A 21639-nucleotide genomic window follows, 5' to 3' on the forward strand; every position below is an offset into this window, starting at 1 on the left:
CTTAAATTTGTCGGCGAGGGAAGTGTATATGTGTGGAATTGTGGGCGCGGTTGCCCAGCGTGAAGTATCAGCAATCCTTTTGGAAGGACTGCGTAGACTAGAATACCGTGGCTATGACTCAGCCGGTATGGCGGTGATTTCTGAATCGACAGAATTAAACTGTTTACGGCGTGTTGGCAAGGTCGCTGCTTTAGGCGAAGCGCTTGATCATCACCCACTTACAGGTCGAACTGGTATTGCCCACACCCGCTGGGCAACACACGGGGTTCCCGCAGAAAAAAACGCCCACCCACATCTTTCTGAAGATATTGCCCTAGTTCACAACGGAATTATCGAAAACCACGCTGAACTGCGTGAGCGCCTCACCGCCAAGGGTTATGAATTCCTTTCAGATACCGACACAGAAACCATTGTCCACCTGATTCATTCTTATTATGAGCAGCACCGCGACCTGCTGAACTGCGTCAAACTGGCCATCAGCGACTTGGAAGGTGCTTATGGTTTAGCAGTGATCCACGCCAGCCAGCCCGATCGTTTGGTTTGTGCACGGAAGGGCAGCCCCTTGGTAATTGGGGTGGGTATTGGTGAAAACTTTATCGCCTCCGATCAATTGGCACTGCGCCAAGTGACCGACCGCTTTGTTTATCTTGAAGAAGGCGATGTCGCGGAAGTAACCGCAGGCCATTACCGCATTTGGGATGAAAATAACGAGCCGGTAAGCCGTGAGCTGGCAATCATTGATGCCAAGGCCGAGTCAGCAGACAAGGGCGAATACCGCCACTTTATGCTGAAAGAAATTTACGAACAGCCAAGCGTTATTCGCCGCTCCTTGGCCGGTCGCCTAGGCAGTAAAACCGTTTTGGCGGAAGCATTGGGCGCGCGTGCCAACGAAATTTTATCGCAGGTAGAAAACGTTCAGATAGTTGCCTGTGGCACTAGCTACCATGCTGGCATGGTGGCCAAATACTGGATTGAAGGCATTGCCGGTGTCCCCTGTCGCGTGGAAGTAGCCAGCGAATTCCGCTACCGCAAATTTAAAGTCCACAACAACACCCTGTTGGTAACCATTTCCCAGTCTGGTGAAACCGCCGATACCCTAGCGGCTTTGCGTCTCGCCAAAACCTTGGGTTATTCAGCGACCATGACTATTTGTAATGTGGCGCTTAGCTCTTTGGTTAGGGAATCGGATTTATTCCTGATGACCGAGGCGGGGCCGGAAATTGGTGTGGCTTCGACTAAGGCCTTTACTACGCAATTGGTTGCCTTGCTGTTACTTACGGTCGCCTTGGGTCGTCACCACGACCTCAAAGCGGAGCAAGAGCAAGAAATCGTTGCGGCACTGCATAAACTGCCGCAATTGATTACTGAAACCCTTGGGTTGGATTCGGCTATTCAACAAATGTCCAATGCCTTCGCCGAAAAACACCACGCACTATTTTTGGGGCGAGGTGCCCAATGGCCAGTGGCAATGGAAGGCGCACTAAAGCTCAAAGAAATTTCTTATATTCACGCCGAAAGCTATCCCGCTGGAGAGCTTAAGCACGGCCCGCTGGCGCTGATCGATGCCGATATGCCGGTGATTGCGGTAGCGCCCAATGATGAGCTTCTGGAAAAACTGAAATCCAACTTGGAAGAAGTGCGCGCGCGCGGTGGGCAGCTGTTTGTTTTTGCCGACAAGAACTCCGGTTTTAGCTCGGCCAACGCGGTAGAGATTTTGGAATTGCCCCATACCGAAGATGTGATCGCGCCAATCGTTTATACTATCCCGCTGCAATTACTGTCCTACCATGTGGCGATTTTGAAAGGCACTGATGTCGATCAGCCGCGAAATCTCGCGAAATCCGTCACTGTTGAATAATCTGGAGAAAGAAATATGACTCAAGACGTTGTTGTATTGAGCGCGACGCGCTCTGGCATTGGTAGCTATGGCGGTGGCCTGAGCGGTATCGAGCCCCACGAGCTGGGTGGCCAGATTATGAAGGCGGCAATCGAGCGCTCCGGTGTTGATGCCCAGCAAATCAACTACGTCACCGTGGGTAACTGTATTCCAACAGAATCGCGCTATGGTTATGTGGCTCGGGTTGCGGCCATTCAAGCCGGCCTGCCTATGGACTCTGTGGCAATGGCGGTAAACCGCCTGTGTAGCTCTGGTCTGCAAGCCATTGTCACCACCGCGCAAAACATCATGTTGGGTGATTGCGACTACGGTATTGGTGGCGGTGTGGAAGTAATGTCTCGCGGTGCCTACCTGTCCAATAATATGCGTAACGGAGCGCGCATGGGCGATGTAACCATGGTTGATGCCATGACCGCCATCCTCACCGATCCCTTTGGTGTGGGTCATATGGGAATTACCGCTGAAAACCTGGCGGAGAAATGGAATATCACACGCGAAGATCAAGATGCCTTGGCAGTGGAATCTCACCGCCGTGCAGCCGCTGCAATTGAAGCTGGTTACTTCAAAGAGCAGATCGCGCCAGTGACGCTAAAGACCCGCAAGGGCGATATTATTTTTGATACCGACGAGCACGTTAAGCCCGGCACCTCCATGGAAACCTTGGGCAAACTGCGTCCCGCTTTCCAAAAAGAGGGTTCAGTCACCGCAGGTAATGCTTCTGGTATTAACGATGGTGCGGCATTTATGGTGCTGGCTTCAGCAGAAGCGGCTAGCAAAGCGGGCCAAAAACCGATTGCACGTTTAGTGTCTTACGCTGTTGCCGGTGTTCCCAATCACATTATGGGAGAAGGTCCGATTCCTGCTACGCAGAAAGCGCTGAGCAAGGCCGGCCTGAAGATTTCTGATATGGATGTGATTGAGTCTAACGAGGCATTTGCGGCGCAAGCGATAGCGGTTGCCAAAGCTCTGGATTTAGACATGAGTAAAACCAACCCCAATGGTGGTGCGATTGCTCTAGGTCACCCGGTAGGTTGTTCCGGTGCGTTTATCGCGACTAAGGCGATTTATGAGCTGCAGCGGATTCAGGGTAAGTATGCGTTAGTTACCATGTGTATTGGTGGGGGGCAGGGTATCGCTGTCATCTTCGAAAGAGCCTAAGAAACGATCTGCGTTGCGGCAGCGTCGTTAAAAGCCAGCTCGAATTGCTCATTTATTATTTATAAATTCCGCTTTCTCGCCGGCTTTTGCCTCGCTGCCGCTGCCTCGAAACGCTTCTTCGAGTGTGCTTGGGCACACGACATTATCTTTTCGTTCTTTGATTCTGTAGAAAATCTGTTAAGCCACTCTTCGTAGTTTTCTTGGCGTGACCGGTCGGGTAGGGAAGTTTGGCCCGGTTGGTACCGACTGTCGGTTTAGGTAATCCACGATCGCGTCCCGGATTTTAACGTCGCCACCTTCAATCCCTTGATTGCCGAATAGACGGTTAAACTCAAAAACATAGGGGTGACCGCCGACCATGGCGATATCAAACCCCGCGTGATCAATGCCCAGCTGTTGGGCGAGATTCAGTGCTAGGTCAACCGCGACTTGTGGTACTGGGCTGTGATCGATGCTGCCGCCTTTGGCGACATTATTGTAAAAACCGCGACTGGCTTGATGACGCCAATAAGCAGCAATGCACTGGTCGCCAATAATCACCACGCGAATGTCTCGGTCGATGGGCAGGTACTCCTGAACATAAAGTACATCGGTTTTGGCGACATAGTCTCTCCACGCTTGCCGATCTTCAATCAGCCAAACACCGTTACCCAATGCGGCTTTGGGCAGCTTTGCAACAAAAGGTGTTTGCATCAGCCCCCAGAGTTCTTCGGCATTTTCTTGGGTATTCGCGCGTATTTCTGTCCAAGGAATATTAGCGGGGGCCACCACTTCAAAGGCGCGGGTCATTTCGATTTTATTGTGGCCAAGCCGATAGCTGGCCTCGCTGGGAAACACTCGCGCCTTTAATCCGTAGACCAAGGTGTTAAGCTGCCAGTACTCGGGAAAGAGCACCCATTTGGCCTCGCGCAGTTGTTCTTTGTGGGAGAAAATCTGGCTGGGTTTTAACAGCAGGGTATTGTCAAAACCCAAGGTGCGGAAAATATCAAAAGAGATCCACGACATTCACAGTGACCGGAAATTAAGGTGCGCTATTCTTGGGCTGGCGATCGTTTTCGTCAAGCAGATTTATGAGGCAGGGGATGACGGAAAATACCGATTCTGAAGGCTCGGTTACGGGAGTAAGTACCCGCAAACCCATTGCGGGAATAGTACTGGGGCCGCTACTTTTACTGCTGAGCTTTATTTTCCCCAGCCCGGAAAGTTTGTCGGATCAGGGTTGGCACACCCTGGCCTTGGCTTTGTGGATGGCTAGTTGGTGGGCGCTGGAAATTATCCCTATTCCAGCTACGGCTTTATTACCGCTGGTGGCTTTTCCGCTACTGGAAATCAGTGCCTTAGAAAGCACGGCCAAGGCGTATTCCCACCCAGTAATCTATCTATTTATGGGCGGCTTTATTCTGGGAATTGCCTTACAGCGCTGGAATCTTCATCGGCGTTTGGCCTTACTTATCTTGCTGAAAACCGGCAGCAATCCGCGACGACAGCTCGCCGGCTTTATGTTGGCAACCGCCTTTTTAAGCATGTGGGTGAGCAATACCGCCACCAGCATTATGATGCTGCCTATTGCGCTATCAGTGATCAGTTTAGAGGGGCAGGAGAAGTCCGAATTTGCCACGGCCTTGTTATTGGCAGTGGCATATAGCGCGAGCTTAGGTGGTATCGCTACCTTGATTGGTACGCCGCCCAATGCCCTGTTGGCGGCGTATTTAGAGCGCAGTTTGAATATGGACATCAGCTTCGCGAGCTGGATGTTGGTCGGTCTGCCGGTAGCTGCAAGTATGTTGGTTTTTACTTGGTGGTGGTTGAGTCGCCCTTTGCTGGTATGTAGTGAATCGCAAAACTCATCTAGCCAGCAATTATTGCGTGAACAATTATTGGCTTTGGGCGCCATGAGCCCAGCAGAAAAACGGGTTTTAGCAATATTTGCCGCTACCGCTCTGTTGTGGATTTGCCGGCCGCTATTGTCTGGGCTGATTCCGGGAATTAACGACAGCAGCATTGCTATCTTGGCGGGCCTAAGCCTATTCCTGATGCCTTCCGGCAGTGGTGGCGCATTATTAAACTGGAAAGAAGCCGAGGGCTTACCTTGGGGCATTCTTTTATTATTTGGCGGCGGTCTGGCGTTGGCATCGGCAATTCAAGCCTCGGGGCTAGCCGATTGGATAAGCTCGGGTTTGCAGGGTTTTGATGGCTGGCCGGTGTGGTTATTGATGGCCTTGGTGGTCACCATGATTATTTTCCTAACGGAGCTGACCAGCAATACTGCCACTACCGCCAGCTTTCTGCCGTTGCTCGGTGCCTTTGCGCTTGCGCAAGATAGCTCCCCGTTACTCTTTACCGTTCCGGCGGCGATTGCCGCTTCTTGCGCATTTATGATGCCGGTAGCCACGCCGCCAAACGCCGTTATTTTTGGCAGTGGCAAAATCCAAATTGCCGAGATGATGCGCCAAGGCTTGGTGTTAAATCTGGTTGGCGTGCTTGTTGTCACCGCAATCAGCTACGCAGTGGTGACAGGGTTTTGGTTATGAGGAAAAAAGCCCCCGCCGCTTAGGAGAGTAAGATTGCGGGCGGGGGGAAGGGAAACCGATTAAATCGTCCAGTCGCTGCCAGAGCGAGATTCGTTCAAGGCGGCGTTTACCGCCAAGTGATGAGTTAAAAAAACCTGCCCATTTAGCTCGGACAGAAAATGGGTTTTCTGCAGCATATCCATCACCGGGCCTTTGACCTCGGAAAGGTGCAGTTTTATCCCGCTGTCTTTTAAGCGGTGATTGATCGACTCCAGCGACTCCAGCGCACTGAGGTCTATCTCGTTCACCGCCGTACACATCAAAATCACATGGCGGGTTTTGGGGTATTTCTCTAAGAGCGCGTAAATGCGGTCTTCAATAAAACCGGCATTGGCAAAGTACAGGCTTTCATCAACCCGCAGCGACAGAACTTCCTCGTGGGTTAATACCTCGTGGCGATCAATATTGCGAAAGTGTTCAGTCCCCGGTACTTCTCCCACCACCGCCATATGCGGTTTTGAGGTTTTGTATAAATGCAGCGCCAGAGAGGCGAACACGCCGCAGGCCACGCCCATTTCAACGCCTAGGCTCAAGGTCAGACCGATGGTGGTGATGACCGCGACAAAATCCGAACGGGCAAACTGCCACGTCTTTTTGATGATGGAAAAATCCACCAGTGACAATACCGCTACGATAATTGTTGCCGCCAAGGTCGCTTTGGGCAGATAAGCCAAATAAGGGGTGAAGAAAATCGCTGCTAAACCAATGCCGATAGCGGTAAACATTCCGGCGGCTGGAGTTTCGGCGCCGGCATCAAAGTTCACCACGCTGCGGGCAAAACCACCGGTAACCGGATAACCGCCGGAGCAGGCCGAGGCGATATTCGATGCGCCGAGTCCGATTAATTCTTGATTCGGAGAAATTTTCTGACGGCGTTTTGCGGCCAAGGTATGGCCCACGGAAACGGATTCCACAAAGCCGATAATGGAAATAAACACCGCTGAAACCAGAAGTTCACGCCATGCCGGATGGAAAAAATCAGGCATCACAAAGCCGGGCAAGCCGGTGGGAACTTCACCAACGAGTGAGACGCCGTGCTCGCCTAGATTCCAAACATAAGCGGCGATACTGGTGCCGACCACGCCAAAAACCGGCCCGGTTTTAGACAGCATACTGGCGCTGAAGTCGGAAAGCCCTGCTTTTACTAACAAGGGTTTTAAGCCGCTTCTTACCCAAAACAAAAAGGCCAATACCGGCACCCCGACCATGACCGTATAGAGATTGGTATCGCCGATGTGCGCAATGATGCTTTGCACGATTTGCAGTAGGTTTTCACCGTGGGCCTTAATGCCTAGCATATGTTTTAACTGGCTGGTGGCGATCAAAATCCCCGATGCGGTAATAAATCCGGCGATAACAGGGTGCGAAAGAAAATTGGCCAAAAAGCCCATTTTCAACAAGCCCATAATCAACAGGAATAAACCTGACATTGCGGCCATTAAAACCGCCGCTGCTAAATAAGAAGCGGAACCGGCATCAGCAATCGCGCCGGCGGCAGAGGCGGTCATTAATGAGGCGACGGCAACCGGGCCCACCGCTAAGGTTCGGCTGCTACCGAAAATACCGTAGGCCACCAAGGGAGTAATACTGGCGTATAAGCCAACCTCTGGCGGTAGACCGGCCAACAAAGCATAGGCGAGCGACTGGGGGATCAGCATGATGGTGACAATCACCGCCGCCACCAGATCGCTCATCAATGTTTGCTTGTTATAGACCCGGCCCCATTCGAGAATGGGGAAGTACTGTTTCAATTGCGTCATTTTTAGTCTTCGCCGATGACTGGTTTGGCCATCCACTCATGCCCGCGTAGCATCCCCTTCCAATAGAGTGGCGGCAGGAAGCGCTCTTTTAGCAGCCATGCAAGGCGGGTGGGTTTTTGGCCGTTGATAATCCACGAAGGGAAGCTGGGTAACAGCTTGCCACCATAACCAAATTCCGCCAGTACAATCTTGCCGCGCTCAACGGTTAGCGGGCAGGAGCCGTAACCATCGTAGTGGGCAATACCTTTGGCCTTGCCCATATCCGCGAGTAAATTATTAGCGACAACAGGTGCTTGTTTACGGGCGGCGGCCATGGTTTTGGCGTTAGGCGCATTCATTACATCACCCAGCGACCAGATATTGTCGAAAGACTTGTGGCGCAGGGTATTTTGATCCACGTCGACCCAGCCGGCAGCGTCGGCTAGCGGGCTGCTGCGAATAAAGTCTGGCGCAGTTTGATGGGGCACTACGTGAATCATGTCGAATTCACGCTCAATCGTGGTGTCGTTGCCATCGGCATCTTTGGTAGCAAACCAAGCGCGTTTAGCGGCGCCATCAATTTTCGTGAGCTGGTGACCGAAATTCAGTTGGGCATTGTATTTTTTAACGTATTCCATCAACGCAGGCACATAGGCTTCTACGCCAAATAGCACCGCGCCGGTGTTGTAGAACTCAACATCGATATTGTTCAGCACGCCCTGCTTGTACCAATAGTCACAGGACAGATACATGGCTTTTTGGGGCGCGCCTGCACATTTGATTGGCATTGGCGGTTGGGTAAATAAGGCTTTGCCGCCTTTTAGATTTTGTACCAGCTCCCAAGTATAAGGAGCTAAATCGTAGCGGTAATTTGAGGTAACACCGTTGCGGCCCAGGGTTTCGCTGAGGCCCTCAATGGCATCCCAATTCAGTTTAATGCCGGGAGCAACCACTAAGCGGTCGTAGCGAACTAGGCGGCAACCTTCCAAAATGACGGCATTGCGCGAAGGATCAAATGCGGCCACGGCGGCTTTAATCCAGTCAACGCCGTTGGGAATCAGAGAGGCCATGGTGCGCGCGGTCACTTCGGGGCGGAAAATACCGCCGCCAACAAAAGTCCAGCCGGGCTGATAATAATGAATGTCAGCGGGATCAATAATCGCGATATTCAGATTGTGCTGACGCGCCAGCAAACTGGATGCGGTTGCAATACCACCGGCGCCGCCACCAACAATCACCACATCGTATTTGGCCAAACTACTGCCTTCACCAAGATTTTCACTGCCGCCGATGCGGGCGGCAATGCCGGTCATATCGTAGCCGGCTTCTTTGGCGGTTTTCACAATCTCGGTCAGTGGCATGGTTTTGCCATTGGCCAATGACCACAAGGTGGTGCAGCGCATTCCACTGCGGCAGAAAGCATGAATGGGGCCTTCTGCACTGTTGAGCACCTTGGCGAAATCCTCGGCATTTTCATCAGTCACACTGCCAGACACCACGGGCAGGTAGTGGGTGGTCATGCCCAGTTCTTCGGCGCGGCGGGCAATCTCGCTGAAGTTAGGTTGATCTGAACCTTCGCCGTCGGGACGGTTACAAATCAGATGCTTCACTCCTTTGGCGGCGAGTTCATCAAGATCGCTTGCGCTGATCTGACCGGAGACGGTGAGTTTGCCGTCGAGTTTTTTGAATTCCATGTTCTTTCCCTCAATGTGTCTGCATCGTTGGCCAGCTTTTGTTCTAGGCTGCCAACAATAGTGGAATTAATGGTTCTTGTTACAACAAGTTTAGCGGCAGTTTCAGGTAGACCGTACCGTTGCTATCTGGTGCCGGCGTGTGACCGGCGCGCATATTGATTTGCAATGAAGGCAGAATCAAACGCGGCATTCCCAATGTGGCATCGCGGGTCTCGCGCATTTCCACAAACTGGTCTTCGTTAATGCCGGTGTGAACATGAATGTTTTTCGCTTTTTCTTCGCCAACCGTGGTTTCGTATTCGACCTCGCGCCCGCCTGGCATATAGTCGTGACACATAAACAGGCGAACTTCTTCAGGCAGGGTGAGTACCCGTTGAATCGATTGATACAACACGCGCGCGTCGCCACCGGGGAAGTCGGCGCGGGCGGTGCCACCATCTGGCATAAACAAGGTGTCGCCGACAAAACCGGCATCGCCCATAACGTGAACCATACAGGCCGGTGTGTGGCCGGGGGTGTGTATGGCAAAGCAATTCATATTGCCAACTTGATAGCTATCGCCATCTTCAAATAATTGGTCAAACTGGGAGCCATCGCGAGCAAATTCGGTGCCTTCGTTAAAAATCTTGCCAAAGGTTTCTTGCACCACGGTAATCTGGTTGCCGATGCCGATTTTGCCGCCCAGCTTCTCTTGGATATAGGGCGCGGCGGAAAGGTGATCGGCGTGAACGTGGGTTTCAATCAGCCAATCCAGTTTTAGCTTGTTGGACTGAATGTAGTCGATAATTTTATCGGCGCCTTTTAGCGTGGTGCGGCCCGAGGCGTAATCCAGTTCCATTACTGAGTCCACCACCGCGCAGGCGTTGGAGCTCGGGTCTTTGACCACATAAGAGAAGGTATTGGTGCCTTCGTCAAAAAAAGCCACCACTTCAGGCTTGTGGGATAAGTCCAGTTGCAGTTTGCTGACATCGCTCATTGTGCGTCTCCTGTCATGATTATTTGCTGCTTTAGCATAGGCGGATACAGCGCGCCCCTTATTCGTAAGACAATTCTTTCGCTTTGCCTCGGAAAATCCGATAAACGAAAACCGTGTAGCCAAGAATGGCTGGAACCGTTATCACCACCCCGACCAAAGTAAATAAAAGAGATTCCGTTGCTGCCGCCGACTCCCAGATGGTCAGTTTGCCGATGATAATGTCTGGAAACAGGCTGTAAGCCAAGCCGATACTTGCCATCAAACAAATCCCCACGGTGAAGGCGTATAACAGCCAGCCGTGACCGCGGTAAATCCAGTTATCTTGACGCAGCAGATACGCAATAGCGCCATAGCAGGCCACGGTTAACAGCGGGATCGGTGCGAGGCTGAAAAACTGAGGAAAGCTAAACCATTTCTCGGCAATGGCTGGGTTTACCAGTGGCGTTGCAATCGAAACCAGAAACAGGCCAAGCCCCATGGGCAGCATACTGTTGCGCGCCCAGTGAATCGCTTTGGTGAGCAAGCTGCCTTCGGTTTTAATCAGTAGCCAACCACAGCCCAAGAGTAAATACAGCGCAGGCAGAGTCAGGGCGATCAATAGTGAAAAGGCTAAGTTGGTTGTGGTGCTTTCAAGCCCGGTAATAAACGAGCCCAGCATCCAGCCCTGCGCCATAGACGCAATTAAAGAGCCTAAAAAGAACGCCTTGTTCCACATTGCCTTGCGGGCATCACCGGCTTTGACGCGCAGGTCAAAGGCCACACCGCGCAACATCAAGCCCATTAACATAATGGTGACGGGCAAATAGAGATGCGTCAGTACAATGCCATGGGCGGTGGGGAAGGCGATCAGCAAAATGCCCACACCGAGCACAATCCACGTTTCATTGGCGTCCCAGAAAGGGCCGATCGAGGCAATCATGGTGTCCTTTTCGGCATCATTGGCCAGCGGCAGCAACATGCCCACGCCAAGGTCGTAACCATCTAGAATCACATACACCAACAGGGCCAAGCCCATTGCACCCATATAAATAATTGGCAGCCAGTATTCCATGATTTACACCTCCCCTTTATTGCTAGCTTGTTCGGGCAGGCGGAATCCCGCAGGTGCCATTGCCAGTGATGCGGCGGGTTTTTGCGACAGATAGCGCAGCGCACCAATATAAGAAACCAGTAAGAATCCGTAGAGCGCGATATAGCCAAGTAAGGTGCCAGTAACGGTGGCACTGCTGTGATCGGCAACCACGTCTTTAACCGAAATGATGCCTTGAACTATCCAGGGTTGGCGGCCAATTTCGGTGACATACCAGCCGGCCAAAACTGCAATCCAACCGGAGAAGGTCATCAGTGACAGGGCGCGCAGCACATTGCGTCCGGCTTCCCGGTTGCCGCGCAGGCTGTACATGGCCCACCAAGAAACCAGTAACATTAAGCCGCCCACGGCCAACATTACCCGGAATGACCAGAACACAATGGGCACTGGTGGGTGCTGGCCTTCAAATTCATTCAAGCCTTTGATTTCGCCGTTAAGTTCATGGGTCAAAATCAGGCTGGCAGCGTAGGGAATTTCAATAGCGTATTTATTGCTGCGGCTTTCGGCATCGGGCCAAGCAAAAGCGGTGAATGGTGCGCCCTGTTCGGTTTCCCAAACCGCTTCCATGGCGGCGACTTTGGCCGGCTGATGATGGAAGGTGTTTAGGCCGTGTAAATCGCCCACAAAAATTTGGATGGGTGCCGCAATCGCCGCAATGGCAACGCCGGTGCGCAGTACTTTCCACGTTGCCGGGCCATCGACATTTTTAAGTGCGCGCCAAGCGCTGACACCAGAAATAAGGAAGGCGCTGGTTAATAGTGACGCAAGCAACATATGCGCAAAGCGGTAGGGGAAAGAAGGATTAAAGATGACTTCCCACCAGCTCTCCACAAACATCACGCCGTTTTCAATTCGGTAGCCGGTTGGGGTTTGCATCCAAGAGTTCAGACTCAAAATCCAGAACGCCGACAGTGTGGTGCCAAAGGCGACCAAGAAGGTGCTGATTAAGTGAGTGCGGTTGGAAACCCGATCTTTGCCGAACAGCATAATGCCGAGAAAGGAGGCTTCGAGGAAGAACGCGCTTAACACCTCATAACCCAATAATGGGCCGGCGATATTGCCCGCTTTTTCCATAAACCCCGGCCAGTTAGTGCCGAACTGAAAGCTCATGGTAATGCCGGAGACCACACCCATGGCAAAGGTCAGGGCAAATATTTTTACCCAGAAAAAATACGCGTATTCCCAAGCGCGATCACCGGTTTGGGTAAATCGCAGGCGGAAAAACAATAGAATCCAGGCCAGCCCAATGGAGATCGCTGGAAACAAAATATGAAAGCTGATGTTAGTGGCGAACTGAATTCGCGCGAGCACAAAAGGGTCCATGATGGTCCTTATTAAAGGAGAAAACTCCCTATAGTTCAAAATAGAATAAACTTATTTCCAAATCTATCTAATATATAAAGAGCAACGCCTGTGCCAGCTTCGGGGTTTTGTGAATTTCCTTGCTAACCTGCTGATAAATAAAAGAATAAATTCAAATTTTAAGGGCTTTGGAAAATCGAGATTCACATGGCGACAGATTTTCTGCCAGAATTGGCGGCAGATTTGCCAAATTTGGCAGAGCTTGGCTGGCCATTTAGAGAGAAATTCATGGACACAATCGCATCCGATGTGGGCCTACAGCAGTTTGAAGAATTGGTGCCGATGCTGGAGGGCTTTGAGCATCCCGCCATTTTGGTCTCGGCGGATTACCAAATTCTGGCGACCAATAGCCACTATATCGATGCCTTTGGTGAAATTGAGCACCAACCGGGCAATCCGGCGCGCTGTTACGGCGTTTCTCACGGCTATAGCGTGCCCTGCGATCAGGCGGGAGAGAGCTGCCCACTTTCCGCCTGTAAAAGCTCCGGTCGCAAAGAGCGGGTGCTGCACATTCACAATACGCCCAGAGGGCGCGAGCATGTGGATGTGGAAATGCTGCCGATTAAAGGCCGCAACGGTGAGCTTAAATATTTTGTCGAGCTATTAAAGCCGGTCAGCATTGCCAGTGCCGAGTTCAGCACCCAGCAGATGGTGGGCAGCAGTCCGCGATTTAATGAGATGATCAACTTGATAAACCTTGTGGCGAGCCGCGACTCCTCGGTGCTGCTGCTGGGCGAGTCGGGTACGGGTAAGGAATTGGCGGCCAAGGCGATTCACGACGCCAGTGACCGGCGCGACAAGGTGCTGGTCACGGTAGAGTGCGCAGGTTTAACCGAGACCTTGTTCGAAAGCGAATTGTTTGGTCATGTGAAAGGCGCATTTACCGGCGCGAGCCAAAATAAGCCGGGCCTGCTGGAAAGCGCCGATGGTGGCACCTTGTTTCTCGATGAAATTGGCGATGTGCCGCTGGGAATGCAGGTTAAACTGTTGCGCTTATTGGAAACCGGAACTTACCGGGCGGTGGGCAGCACTCAGGTAAAGCGCGCGCAATTCCGTCTGGTCTGCGCGACTCATAAAAACTTGCCGGAACTGGTGGCCAAGGGCGAGTTTCGCCAAGACCTGTATTACCGGATAAACGTATTTCCCATTGTGCTGCCAGCCTTGCGAGATCGCGGTGATGATCTGGCGCTAATCGCAAAATCGCTGCTGAAAAAACTCGATCCGGAAGGGAATTACCGCCTGACAGACTCGGTAGTACGCCGCCTGCGTCGGCACCCATTCAGCGGCAATATCCGTGAGCTGAGAAATATTCTGGAGCGGGCGATTATCTTTGCCCATTCCAATGTGATCGACACCAGCGTGATCGAGCGTTGTCTGCTGGATTCTGTCCCGGCGCTTGAGGATAGCGCCGAGCAAAAATGGTTAGATCTGCCCAGCCAAGAGCGGGAGTATTTGCATAAGCTGCTCGATCACTGCCGGGGCGACAAGGATAAAGCCGCGCAGATTGCGGGCATAAGTGTGCGCTCACTTTACAGAAAACTTGAACAATAAAAGGGGTTGTTATGAGCTTTTACGAAAACCGCATTCTGCCGTATGTGATCGACAAGGCCTGCTCCATGCCGATGGCTATGGAGTTTCGGGAAAAAATTGTGCCGCTGGCCGAGGGCGTAGTGCTCGAAGTCGGCATGGGCAGCGGTATTAACTTGCCGCTCTACAATACTGACAAAGTCGAGTTTGTCTGGGGCTTGGAACCCTCCGAGGGAATGCGCCGCAAAGCCCAGCCAGCACTGGAGGCTTCACCGGTAGACGTGCGGTGGTTGGGTTTAAAGGGCGAGGAAATTCCGCTGGAAGACAATAGCGTGGATACCATTGTGCTGACTTACACCCTCTGCACGATTCCAGACTGGGAAACGGCGCTCAAACAAATGCAGCGGGTACTCAAGCCCGAAGGGCGCCTGCTGTTTTGTGAGCACGGATTATCCCCCGATGAAAAGGTGGGCAAATGGCAGAACCGCATTACCCCGGTGTGGAAAAAATTTGCTGGCGGCTGTCACTTGAATCGGCCCATCGCCACCCTGCTGGAGTCGGTGGGCTTTGTGCTCAGCCCGCTGGATAATGAATATGCCCACGGCGCACCAAAGTTTGTTGGCTATATGTATTACGGCTGCGCCCGTCACGGGTCTTAATTAGCCCTCGACTTGCACAGGGGGAGGAGCGCGGGCTAGAGTGTTTGCCATCCCCCTGAGCTACGTATGTAAACACAATATGAAACTTGCCCTGCACTGGCAAATTGCCATCGCCATGGTTTTGGCCGCCCTCGCTGGCGTGCTCGGTGGCGCCGATGCCCACTTATTTGGTATTCGTCTTACCGACAGCTATGAGTTTGTCGGCACGCTGTTTCTCAATGCCTTAAAAATGCTGATTGTGCCCTTGGTGGTGTCATCCATCATTAGCGGCATGGCGGGTATTGGCGGCGACAAACTCGAACGTCTTGGCGGCAAAACCCTGCTGTTTTATACCGGCAGTAGTCTGATTGCGATTCTGATTGGTCTTGCGGTGGTCAATGTGATTGCGCCCGGCAGTGGCGACACTCAAGAGCTGGTGCACAGCCTGAGTGGTGATGATCCAGAGTTGGCGGCGACCTTGGCCAAGGTAGAAGGGCGCAGTGCCAGCGATATTGTGCAGGTCTTTGAGCGCATGATTCCCACCAATATCGTCGCGGCGGCGGCCGATGGGCAAATGCTTGGCCTGATATTTTTCAGCTTGCTGTTCGGTTTTTTTCTCGCCAGAAGTCACTCGCCCTATGCGGGAACCTTGACCCACTTTTGGCAGGGGCTAATGGATATCATGACTGAGATTACCCTGTGGGTGATGAAGTTTGCGCCTATTGGCGTGTTCGGGCTGATTGCAAAAACTGTGGCGACTACCGGGTTTGATGCGTTTATTCCGCTGCTTAAATTCTTTATTGCGGTGGTCTTGGCGCTGGCCCTACATACCTTTGTGGCGCTGCCCTTGGCGCTGCGCTTTATTGCCAAGGTGAATCCCGTTAAACACTATCAGGCGATGGCGCCGGCCATGCTTACCGCGTTTTCAACGGCTTCTAGTTCAGCAACCTTGCCGCTGACCATGGAATGTGTGCGCGAACGCTCAGGGGTTTCGCACCGCACCAGTGGCTTTGTTTTGCCTCTTGGCGCCACGGTGAATATGGATGGCACGGCGCTCTATGAATGTGTGGCGGCCATGTTTATTGCGCAGGTTTACGGTTTAGATCTCAGCCTGATGCAGCAATTTACCGTGGTATTGGTGGCTTTGTTAACCTCGATTGGCGTGGCGGGGATTCCAGCGGCGAGTCTGGTGGCAATCTCGGTTATTCTCGGCACTATCGGTTTGCCGTTGGAGGGCATCGGCCTATTGCTGGTGACCGATCGTATCTTGGATATGTTGCGCACTGCAGTAAACGTATTTAGTGACTCCTGTTGTGCGGTGGTGATTGCTCGTAGTGAGGGTGAAGATACTCTCCTTAGATAAGGAACCTTAAATAAAAAAAATGGGGAGCAAATGCTCCCCATTTTTGATCGCTGAGCCTTAAGCCATAATCGGCGGCAGCTCTTTTTGCAGTGCCATTTTCTGTTTAATGCCTTCGCCAGTCAGGGCAAAGCCCAGCAGTTGGCCACTGGGGTCGCGGAAGGTGGCGACCACATTATTGCCATCTTGCTCGATGCTCCATTCACCTTCGGCATCGCGCGGTACCGGCGACACGTTCACTGGGCAAGTCGGGGTCTTAATGGCTACCGGCATAGCGGGGTAGCTGACTTCGGTTGCTTCACCGGCCAGTGTTTTAGCCAGAGCCCGACCTTGGGCCATCAGTGGTGCAACGTACACTAATACGTGGCCATTCACTTCGGCGCAGTCGCCAATCGCGTAAACATTGGTCGCGCTGGTTTCGCACAGGCGATTGGTGACAATACCGCGATTCACCGCAAGGCCGGTTTCCTTGGCCAGCTCAATACGAGGGCGAACGCCCACCGCAGATACCACCAGATCGCAGGCAAGTTTATCGCCGCTGTTTAGGGTGACTTCCAGGCCATTGGCACCCTTGTTTACTTCGGTCACTAGCTTGCCAAAATGGAAGGTTGCGCCCTGTTCTTCCAGCGCCGCCTGTACCGCCTTGCCCGCTTGTTCTGGCAGCAGCGTTGGCAGGCAGTAGCCCAGAGGGTCAACGGTGTCGATTTCAAAACCGCCATTCAGCAGGTCGTTAGTAAATTCACAGCCGATCAGGCCGCCGCCGATAATGCAGATTTTCTTCACATTATTGCGTTCAACCGCTTTGCGGAAATCGTCGTAGTCCAGCAGATCATTGACGGAGTAAACAAACTCCGTGGCATTGCCGCCAATGGGCGGGCGAATAACGTCGGCGCCCAAGGCCAGTACCAATTTGCTGTAGTGAATCTGGGTTTGTTGATCGCCCACGGTCACAATTTGTTTGTCGGTGTCGATGCTGGTGACTTTGGTAGAGGTCCAAATACTGGCATCCAATTCTTGGCCCATGGTGCCAGCATCTTTTTGTACCAGTGCGGCGGCATCCATGTTGCGGGTAAAGCCGGTAGACAACATCGGTTTGGAGTAAGCCGCGCCATCATCGCTGGTAATCATGATTACCGGCGTTTCTTTATCCAGTTTGCGCAGCTCTTTCACTAGGCCATAGCCGGCCAGACCGGTGCCAATCACTACAATGGCGGGGGTATTCTCGGCACTGCTGGGCTCTTCGTGGTGGGGAGTCTCCGCTAGTGGAGAGCTTTCAATCAGCTCAAAGTCTTCTTTGCCAACGCCACAATCTGGGCACAGCCAGTCTTCGGGTATGTCTTCCCAGCGGGTGCCGGGGGCAATGCCGGAATCCGGGTCGCCTTTTTCTTCATCGTAAACCCAGCCGCAGACAATACATTCATACTTGCTCATGGTGCTTTCCTTTATCTAATTCTCGTGCGCGTGTGCAAACAACATGTTGCCTGTAAGGCTTGAAAGCGTCTGCGCTTTTGCGCATTCTGACGCCCTCGCCCGCCGGGCTTGTTTCATCATTCGTGGAAGCCGCACATTGTACCTAGGTCGTTCATCACATCGCCAGCCGAATACACTCCGATGGCGGCCTTATACCCAGTTTGTAGGAGCAAGGTTTGAAAGCGGTTTGCAAAAATGCCTGTTGGACACCGGTTCTTTAACGGCGCATCTGGTGCGCGCCAGTGAAGGTGATTTCCGGGTGCAGGTATTAGCGCAATACTGGGGCTTGCCAACGCTTTCTGAGCGCAAGCGCTTGGGCTTGGGGGATCGCGACTGGGGAATTATCCGTGAAGTTTTGCTGATTTGCCGTGGTCAGCCGTGGGTTTATGCGCGCAGTATTTTGCCGGCGCGTTCATTAACCGGGCATTTGCGCAGGCTGCGGGGCTTGGATTCAAGGCCGCTCGGCCACATTCTTTTTACTGATCCGAGTTTGCGCCGGGTGCCTTATGAGCTGTGCCGCTACCCGATGGCAGAGTTGCCGGAACAGGCGCGGATCAATATCAACGAAAAAGAAACGCCGGCAGAGCTTTGGGGGCGGCGTTCCTGTTTTTTATTGGCCGATAAGCCGATTATGGTCAGCGAAATTTTTCTTCCGGCATTTGAGCCTTGGTCATAGCGCGACATTCAATATTGGGCTGATATACTTCCGGCAAACTGGCCCACGTTTGTAGAGCAATGAACCCCCGTCTTCTTGAGTTAAAAAAACAGCTACCCCATTACAAAGCCCTGATGCGGGTCGACCGTCCTATAGGCACTTATTTGGTGTTGTGGCCGACCTTGTGGGCATTGTGGCTGGCAGCAGAGGGTTTTCCCAATTTTAAGTTGGTGGTGATTTTCAGCTTGGGCGCGTTTTTAATGCGCTCGGCGGGCTGTGTGATTAATGATTATGCGGATCGCCATATCGATGGCTCTGTTCAGCGCACCCAGAGCCGGCCTTTCGCCACTGGCGCCGTGACAGAAAAAGAAGCGCTAACGCTGTTTGCCGTGCTGGGCGGCGTATCGTTTTTGCTGGTGTTGCTCACCAATTGGCTCACTGTTGCTTTATCGGTCGTCGCGGTGCTGTTAGCTTCGACCTATCCCTTTTTAAAGCGTTATACCCATCTGCCCCAAATTGCTTTAGGCGCCGCTTTTGCCTGGAGTATTCCCATGGCGTTTGCCGCTCAACGCGGTGAGCTACCGGCCAGTTTATGGCTGATTTATACGGCGGTGGTGTTGTGGACGGTGGCCTACGATACCTTCTATGCCATGGTTGATCGTGAAGATGATTTAAAGATTGGTGTTAAGTCCACGGCGATTCTGTTTGGTGATGACGACAAGGCGATAACCGGTCTGTTACAAATTTCCGTAATCGGCATTATGGTGCTGGTCGGTGTTCGCTTTGAATTGAGCTTTATTTACTACGCCAGTTTGATGGCAGCCTCGGCCTTGTTTATCTATCAGCAGAAATTAATTCAGCATCGGGATCGCGATGCCTGCTTCACCGCCTTTCTAAATAACCACTATGTGGGTGCCGCCATATTTGTGGGTATTTTTCTGCACTATGCCTTTGTCGAAATGGGGTTTGCGTGAGGATTAATAATGCCGGCGGTAGATGATGCGCTGGAGCTGCATTTCCATTCGACACTCAGTGAGATTGAGCGATCTGATTGGGACGGCTTGTTAAGTGAGAGCGATCACGCCGATTATCCCTTTCTGAAATACGATTTTTTATCAGCGCTGGAAAGTGCGTCTGCGGTGAGTGCCCAAACCGGTTGGCAGCCCTATCATTTAGAAGTGCGTCAGACTGGCAGGTGTGTGGCGTTGATGCCCCTGTATTTAAAATCGCATAGCTACGGCGAATATGTTTTCGACTGGGCTTGGGCCGATGCCTATCAGCGTCACGGTCTGGATTATTATCCCAAGCTGTTGGCTGCCATTCCGTTTACCCCAGCCACCGGGCCGCGCCTATTGCTTGCCAATTCATCCAATAAAGCAGCGATTGAGGCGGTGGTGGTCGAGCAATTACGGGCGCGTTGTGCGGCGCTCAATGCTTCGTCCCTACATCTACTTTTTCCTGAAAAAGACGTTTCAGAGCGCTGGCGTGAGTTGGGCACCCTGCAGCGAATTGCGGCGCAATACCATTGGTTTAATCGGGATTATCAGAGCTTTGATGATTTTCTTGCGCGCTTTAGTTCGCGTAAGCGCAAGAATTTGCGCAAGGAGCGCCTGCGAGTTGCCGAGCAAGGCTTGCGACTTGAGCGCATTGAAGGTGGTGCGGTGACGCCAGAGCAGTGGCAGTTTTTCTTTCATTGCTATCAGATGACCTATGCTAAACGCAGCGGCCACGGCGGTTATCTCAATGAGGCTTTTTTTCAAGCCTTGGCCAAGTCGATGCCGGAGTCTTTACTCCTAGTCTTGTGTTTCCACGGCGATACGCCGGTCGCCGCCGCTTTAAATTTAAAAGACAGCAAAACCTTATACGGGCGTTACTGGGGTTGCGTGCGGGAATATGAATATCTGCACTTTGAAGCCTGCTATTACCAAGGCATTGAATACTGCATTGAGCAAGGCTTGCAGCGCTTTGATCCGGGAGCTCAGGGCGAGCACAAAATTCAGCGCGGGTTTGAGCCGATTCTAACCTACTCAAATCACTGGCTGGCCCATGAAGGGTTTAGTGATGCGGTGGCGCGCTTTCTCGCTCAGGAGTGGCCGCATATTAAGGAATATCTTAATGATGCGGCCCAGCTTTTGCCTTTTAAGGCAGAGAGCGATTAAAGGTTTTTAACCAGCAGGCCGTATTTTAAAGTATCAACATCAATATTTTCAGGCAGTGGGATGCGGCGCTGATGACCTGAGCCGGGTGCCTCATTGGCATGTTTGCCCTTGCGATCCATCATGGCGCTCACCGGAAAACTGAGATTGCCCTGCGGGGTCATCAGTTGCAGGGTGTCACCCAGCGCAAAGCGATTTTTTACCTCTACGGTAATTTCATCTTGTTTGGCATCAATCACTTCGGCCACAAATTGCTGCCGTTGCGCGGTGTTTAAGCCCTGCTCGTAATTCTGATATTCCTTGGGCGGATGGCGACGGTAGAAGCCTTCGGTATAACCGCGATTGGCCAAGGTTTCCAGCTCGTCCATCAAGCCCATATCAAAGGGGCGGCCTGCAACCGCGTCATCAATGGCGCGCCGGTAGACCTGCGCAGTGCGGGCTACGTAGTAGTGGGATTTGGTACGCCCTTCAATTTTCAGTGAGTGAATCCCCATCTGGGTTAGGCGCTCTACATGCTGAACCGCGCGCAAATCTTTGGAGTTCATAATATAGGTGCCGTGCTCATCTTCATAAGCGGGCATATATTCGCCGGGCCGTTGGGCCTGTTGGAGCAAAACGGGTTCAGCCTGTGGCGCTTTGGCCGGCTCGGGAACAAACTCTTGAACGGGAATTAAATCGCCGCTGGCATCCTCTTTAGCTTCGTGGGCCTGATATTCCCAGCGACAGGCATTGGTGCAGGCGCCTTGGTTGGAATCCCGGTGATTCATATAACCAGACAGCAAACAGCGGCCGGAATAGGCGATACACAGCGCGCCGTGAACAAACACCTCTAGCTCCATTTCTGGAACTTGTTGGCGAATTTCTTCAATTTCTTCAATAGACAGCTCGCGCGACAAAATCACTCGCTGTAAACCCGCTTGATGCCAGAATTTCACCGCTGCCCAGTTCACCGCATTGGCCTGCACCGATAAGTGAATGGCTTGGTCGGGCCAGCGTTCGCGCACCAACATAATCAAGCCCGGATCAGACATGATTAAGGCATCGGGGCCCAGCTCAATGACCGGCTCAAGATCGCGTAGATAACTGCGAATTTTGTCGTTATGCGCCTGAATATTTGAAGCAAGGTAAAACTGTTTGCCTTGGGCATGAGCTTCCTCAATGCCGGTGGCGAGGGTTTCCAAGTCCTTAAATTCATTATTGCGAACACGCAGACTGTAGCGGGGTTGGCCGGCGTAGACCGCATCGGCACCATAGGCGAAGGCGTAACGCATATTGCGCAGACTACCGGCGGGGGAAAGGAGTTCGGGTTTGGAAATGGCCATGGCTTTTATGCGATCAAAATTCAAT

General features: G+C 52.4%; 17 protein-coding genes. 9 read left to right on the forward strand and 8 right to left on the reverse strand.

The features are described 5' to 3' along the window. Positions 1–28 precede the first annotated feature (28 nt). Positions 29–1858 carry a glutamine--fructose-6-phosphate transaminase (isomerizing) gene (glmS, locus tag IB286_RS01295; protein ID WP_190761852.1) on the forward strand — a complete coding sequence of 610 codons (1830 nt, stop codon included), beginning with the start codon at positions 29–31 and terminating at the stop codon, positions 1856–1858. Positions 1859–1873: 15 nt separating this feature from the next. Then, positions 1874–3055 carry an acetyl-CoA C-acyltransferase family protein gene (locus tag IB286_RS01300; protein ID WP_190761853.1) on the forward strand — a complete coding sequence of 394 codons (1182 nt, stop codon included), beginning with the start codon at positions 1874–1876 and terminating at the stop codon, positions 3053–3055. A 177-nt stretch (positions 3056–3232) separates the two neighbouring features. On the opposite strand, the gene IB286_RS01305 is transcribed toward IB286_RS01300, so the two are convergent. Further along, positions 3233–4060 (reverse strand): ATP-grasp domain-containing protein, encoded by an 828-nt coding sequence (locus IB286_RS01305; RefSeq protein ID WP_190761854.1) that lies wholly within the window; start codon positions 4058–4060, stop codon positions 3233–3235. A 77-nt stretch (positions 4061–4137) separates the two neighbouring features. Here IB286_RS01305 and IB286_RS01310 point away from each other — a divergent pair, with 77 nt between their 5' ends. Next, positions 4138–5586: an SLC13 family permease gene (locus IB286_RS01310; protein WP_190761855.1), complete on the forward strand. Its 1449-nt coding sequence runs from the start codon at positions 4138–4140 to the stop codon at positions 5584–5586. Positions 5587–5645: 59 nt separating this feature from the next. Here IB286_RS01310 and IB286_RS01315 read toward each other — a convergent pair whose 3' ends face one another. From IB286_RS01315 to IB286_RS01335, 5 genes are all read right to left on the reverse strand, one after another. Then, positions 5646–7385 carry a SulP family inorganic anion transporter gene (locus IB286_RS01315; RefSeq protein ID WP_190761856.1) on the reverse strand — a complete coding sequence of 580 codons (1740 nt, stop codon included), beginning with the start codon at positions 7383–7385 and terminating at the stop codon, positions 5646–5648. A 2-nt stretch (positions 7386–7387) separates the two neighbouring features. Then, positions 7388–9058 carry a bifunctional protein tyrosine phosphatase family protein/NAD(P)/FAD-dependent oxidoreductase gene (locus IB286_RS01320; protein WP_190761857.1) on the reverse strand — a complete coding sequence of 557 codons (1671 nt, stop codon included), beginning with the start codon at positions 9056–9058 and terminating at the stop codon, positions 7388–7390. A gap of 79 nt (positions 9059–9137) precedes the next feature. Continuing rightward, positions 9138–10034 (reverse strand): MBL fold metallo-hydrolase, encoded by an 897-nt coding sequence (locus IB286_RS01325; RefSeq protein WP_190761858.1) that lies wholly within the window; start codon positions 10032–10034, stop codon positions 9138–9140. Between the two features lie 58 nt (positions 10035–10092). After that, a complete protein-coding gene (locus tag IB286_RS01330) occupies positions 10093–11085 on the reverse strand; it encodes a cytochrome d ubiquinol oxidase subunit II (RefSeq protein ID WP_190761859.1) in 993 nt (330 codons plus the stop codon). Positions 11086–11088: 3 nt separating this feature from the next. Then, positions 11089–12447, reverse strand: coding sequence for a cytochrome ubiquinol oxidase subunit I (locus IB286_RS01335; protein WP_190761860.1), 1359 nt, complete (start codon positions 12445–12447; stop codon positions 11089–11091). Between the two features lie 186 nt (positions 12448–12633). Here IB286_RS01335 and IB286_RS01340 point away from each other — a divergent pair, with 186 nt between their 5' ends. The 3 genes from IB286_RS01340 to IB286_RS01350 all read left to right on the forward strand — a co-directional run bounded on the left by IB286_RS01340 (position 12634) and on the right by IB286_RS01350 (position 16014). Further along, positions 12634–14037, forward strand: coding sequence for a sigma-54 interaction domain-containing protein (locus IB286_RS01340; protein ID WP_223826037.1), 1404 nt, complete (start codon positions 12634–12636; stop codon positions 14035–14037). Positions 14038–14048: 11 nt separating this feature from the next. Then, a complete protein-coding gene (locus IB286_RS01345) occupies positions 14049–14672 on the forward strand; it encodes a class I SAM-dependent methyltransferase (RefSeq protein ID WP_190761861.1) in 624 nt (207 codons plus the stop codon). Between the two features lie 79 nt (positions 14673–14751). Continuing rightward, positions 14752–16014 (forward strand): dicarboxylate/amino acid:cation symporter, encoded by a 1263-nt coding sequence (locus IB286_RS01350; protein ID WP_190761862.1) that lies wholly within the window; start codon positions 14752–14754, stop codon positions 16012–16014. A gap of 57 nt (positions 16015–16071) precedes the next feature. On the opposite strand, the gene rd is transcribed toward IB286_RS01350, so the two are convergent. Continuing rightward, positions 16072–17442 (reverse strand): rubredoxin, encoded by a 1371-nt coding sequence (gene rd, locus IB286_RS01355; protein WP_190761863.1) that lies wholly within the window; start codon positions 17440–17442, stop codon positions 16072–16074. A 226-nt stretch (positions 17443–17668) separates the two neighbouring features. Here rd and IB286_RS01360 point away from each other — a divergent pair, with 226 nt between their 5' ends. From IB286_RS01360 to IB286_RS01370, 3 genes are read left to right on the forward strand one after another with little or no spacing between them, the layout of a single operon-like run. Continuing rightward, positions 17669–18157 (forward strand): chorismate--pyruvate lyase family protein, encoded by a 489-nt coding sequence (locus IB286_RS01360; protein ID WP_190761864.1) that lies wholly within the window; start codon positions 17669–17671, stop codon positions 18155–18157. A 59-nt stretch (positions 18158–18216) separates the two neighbouring features. Further along, positions 18217–19110, forward strand: coding sequence for a 4-hydroxybenzoate octaprenyltransferase (gene ubiA, locus IB286_RS01365; RefSeq protein ID WP_190761865.1), 894 nt, complete (start codon positions 18217–18219; stop codon positions 19108–19110). Positions 19111–19119: 9 nt separating this feature from the next. Further along, positions 19120–20295, forward strand: coding sequence for a GNAT family N-acetyltransferase (locus tag IB286_RS01370; RefSeq protein ID WP_190761866.1), 1176 nt, complete (start codon positions 19120–19122; stop codon positions 20293–20295). Here the strand turns inward: IB286_RS01370 and trhP are convergent. After that, entirely contained in the window at positions 20292–21614 is a 1323-nt protein-coding gene (gene trhP / locus IB286_RS01375; protein ID WP_223826096.1) for a prephenate-dependent tRNA uridine(34) hydroxylase TrhP, read from the reverse strand. The genes IB286_RS01370 and trhP overlap by 4 nt on opposite strands. Positions 21615–21639 lie beyond the last annotated feature (25 nt).

The sequence above is a fragment of the Spongiibacter pelagi genome, from assembly GCF_014705705.1.
GTDB classification, from domain to species: domain Bacteria; phylum Pseudomonadota; class Gammaproteobacteria; order Pseudomonadales; family Spongiibacteraceae; genus Spongiibacter; species Spongiibacter pelagi.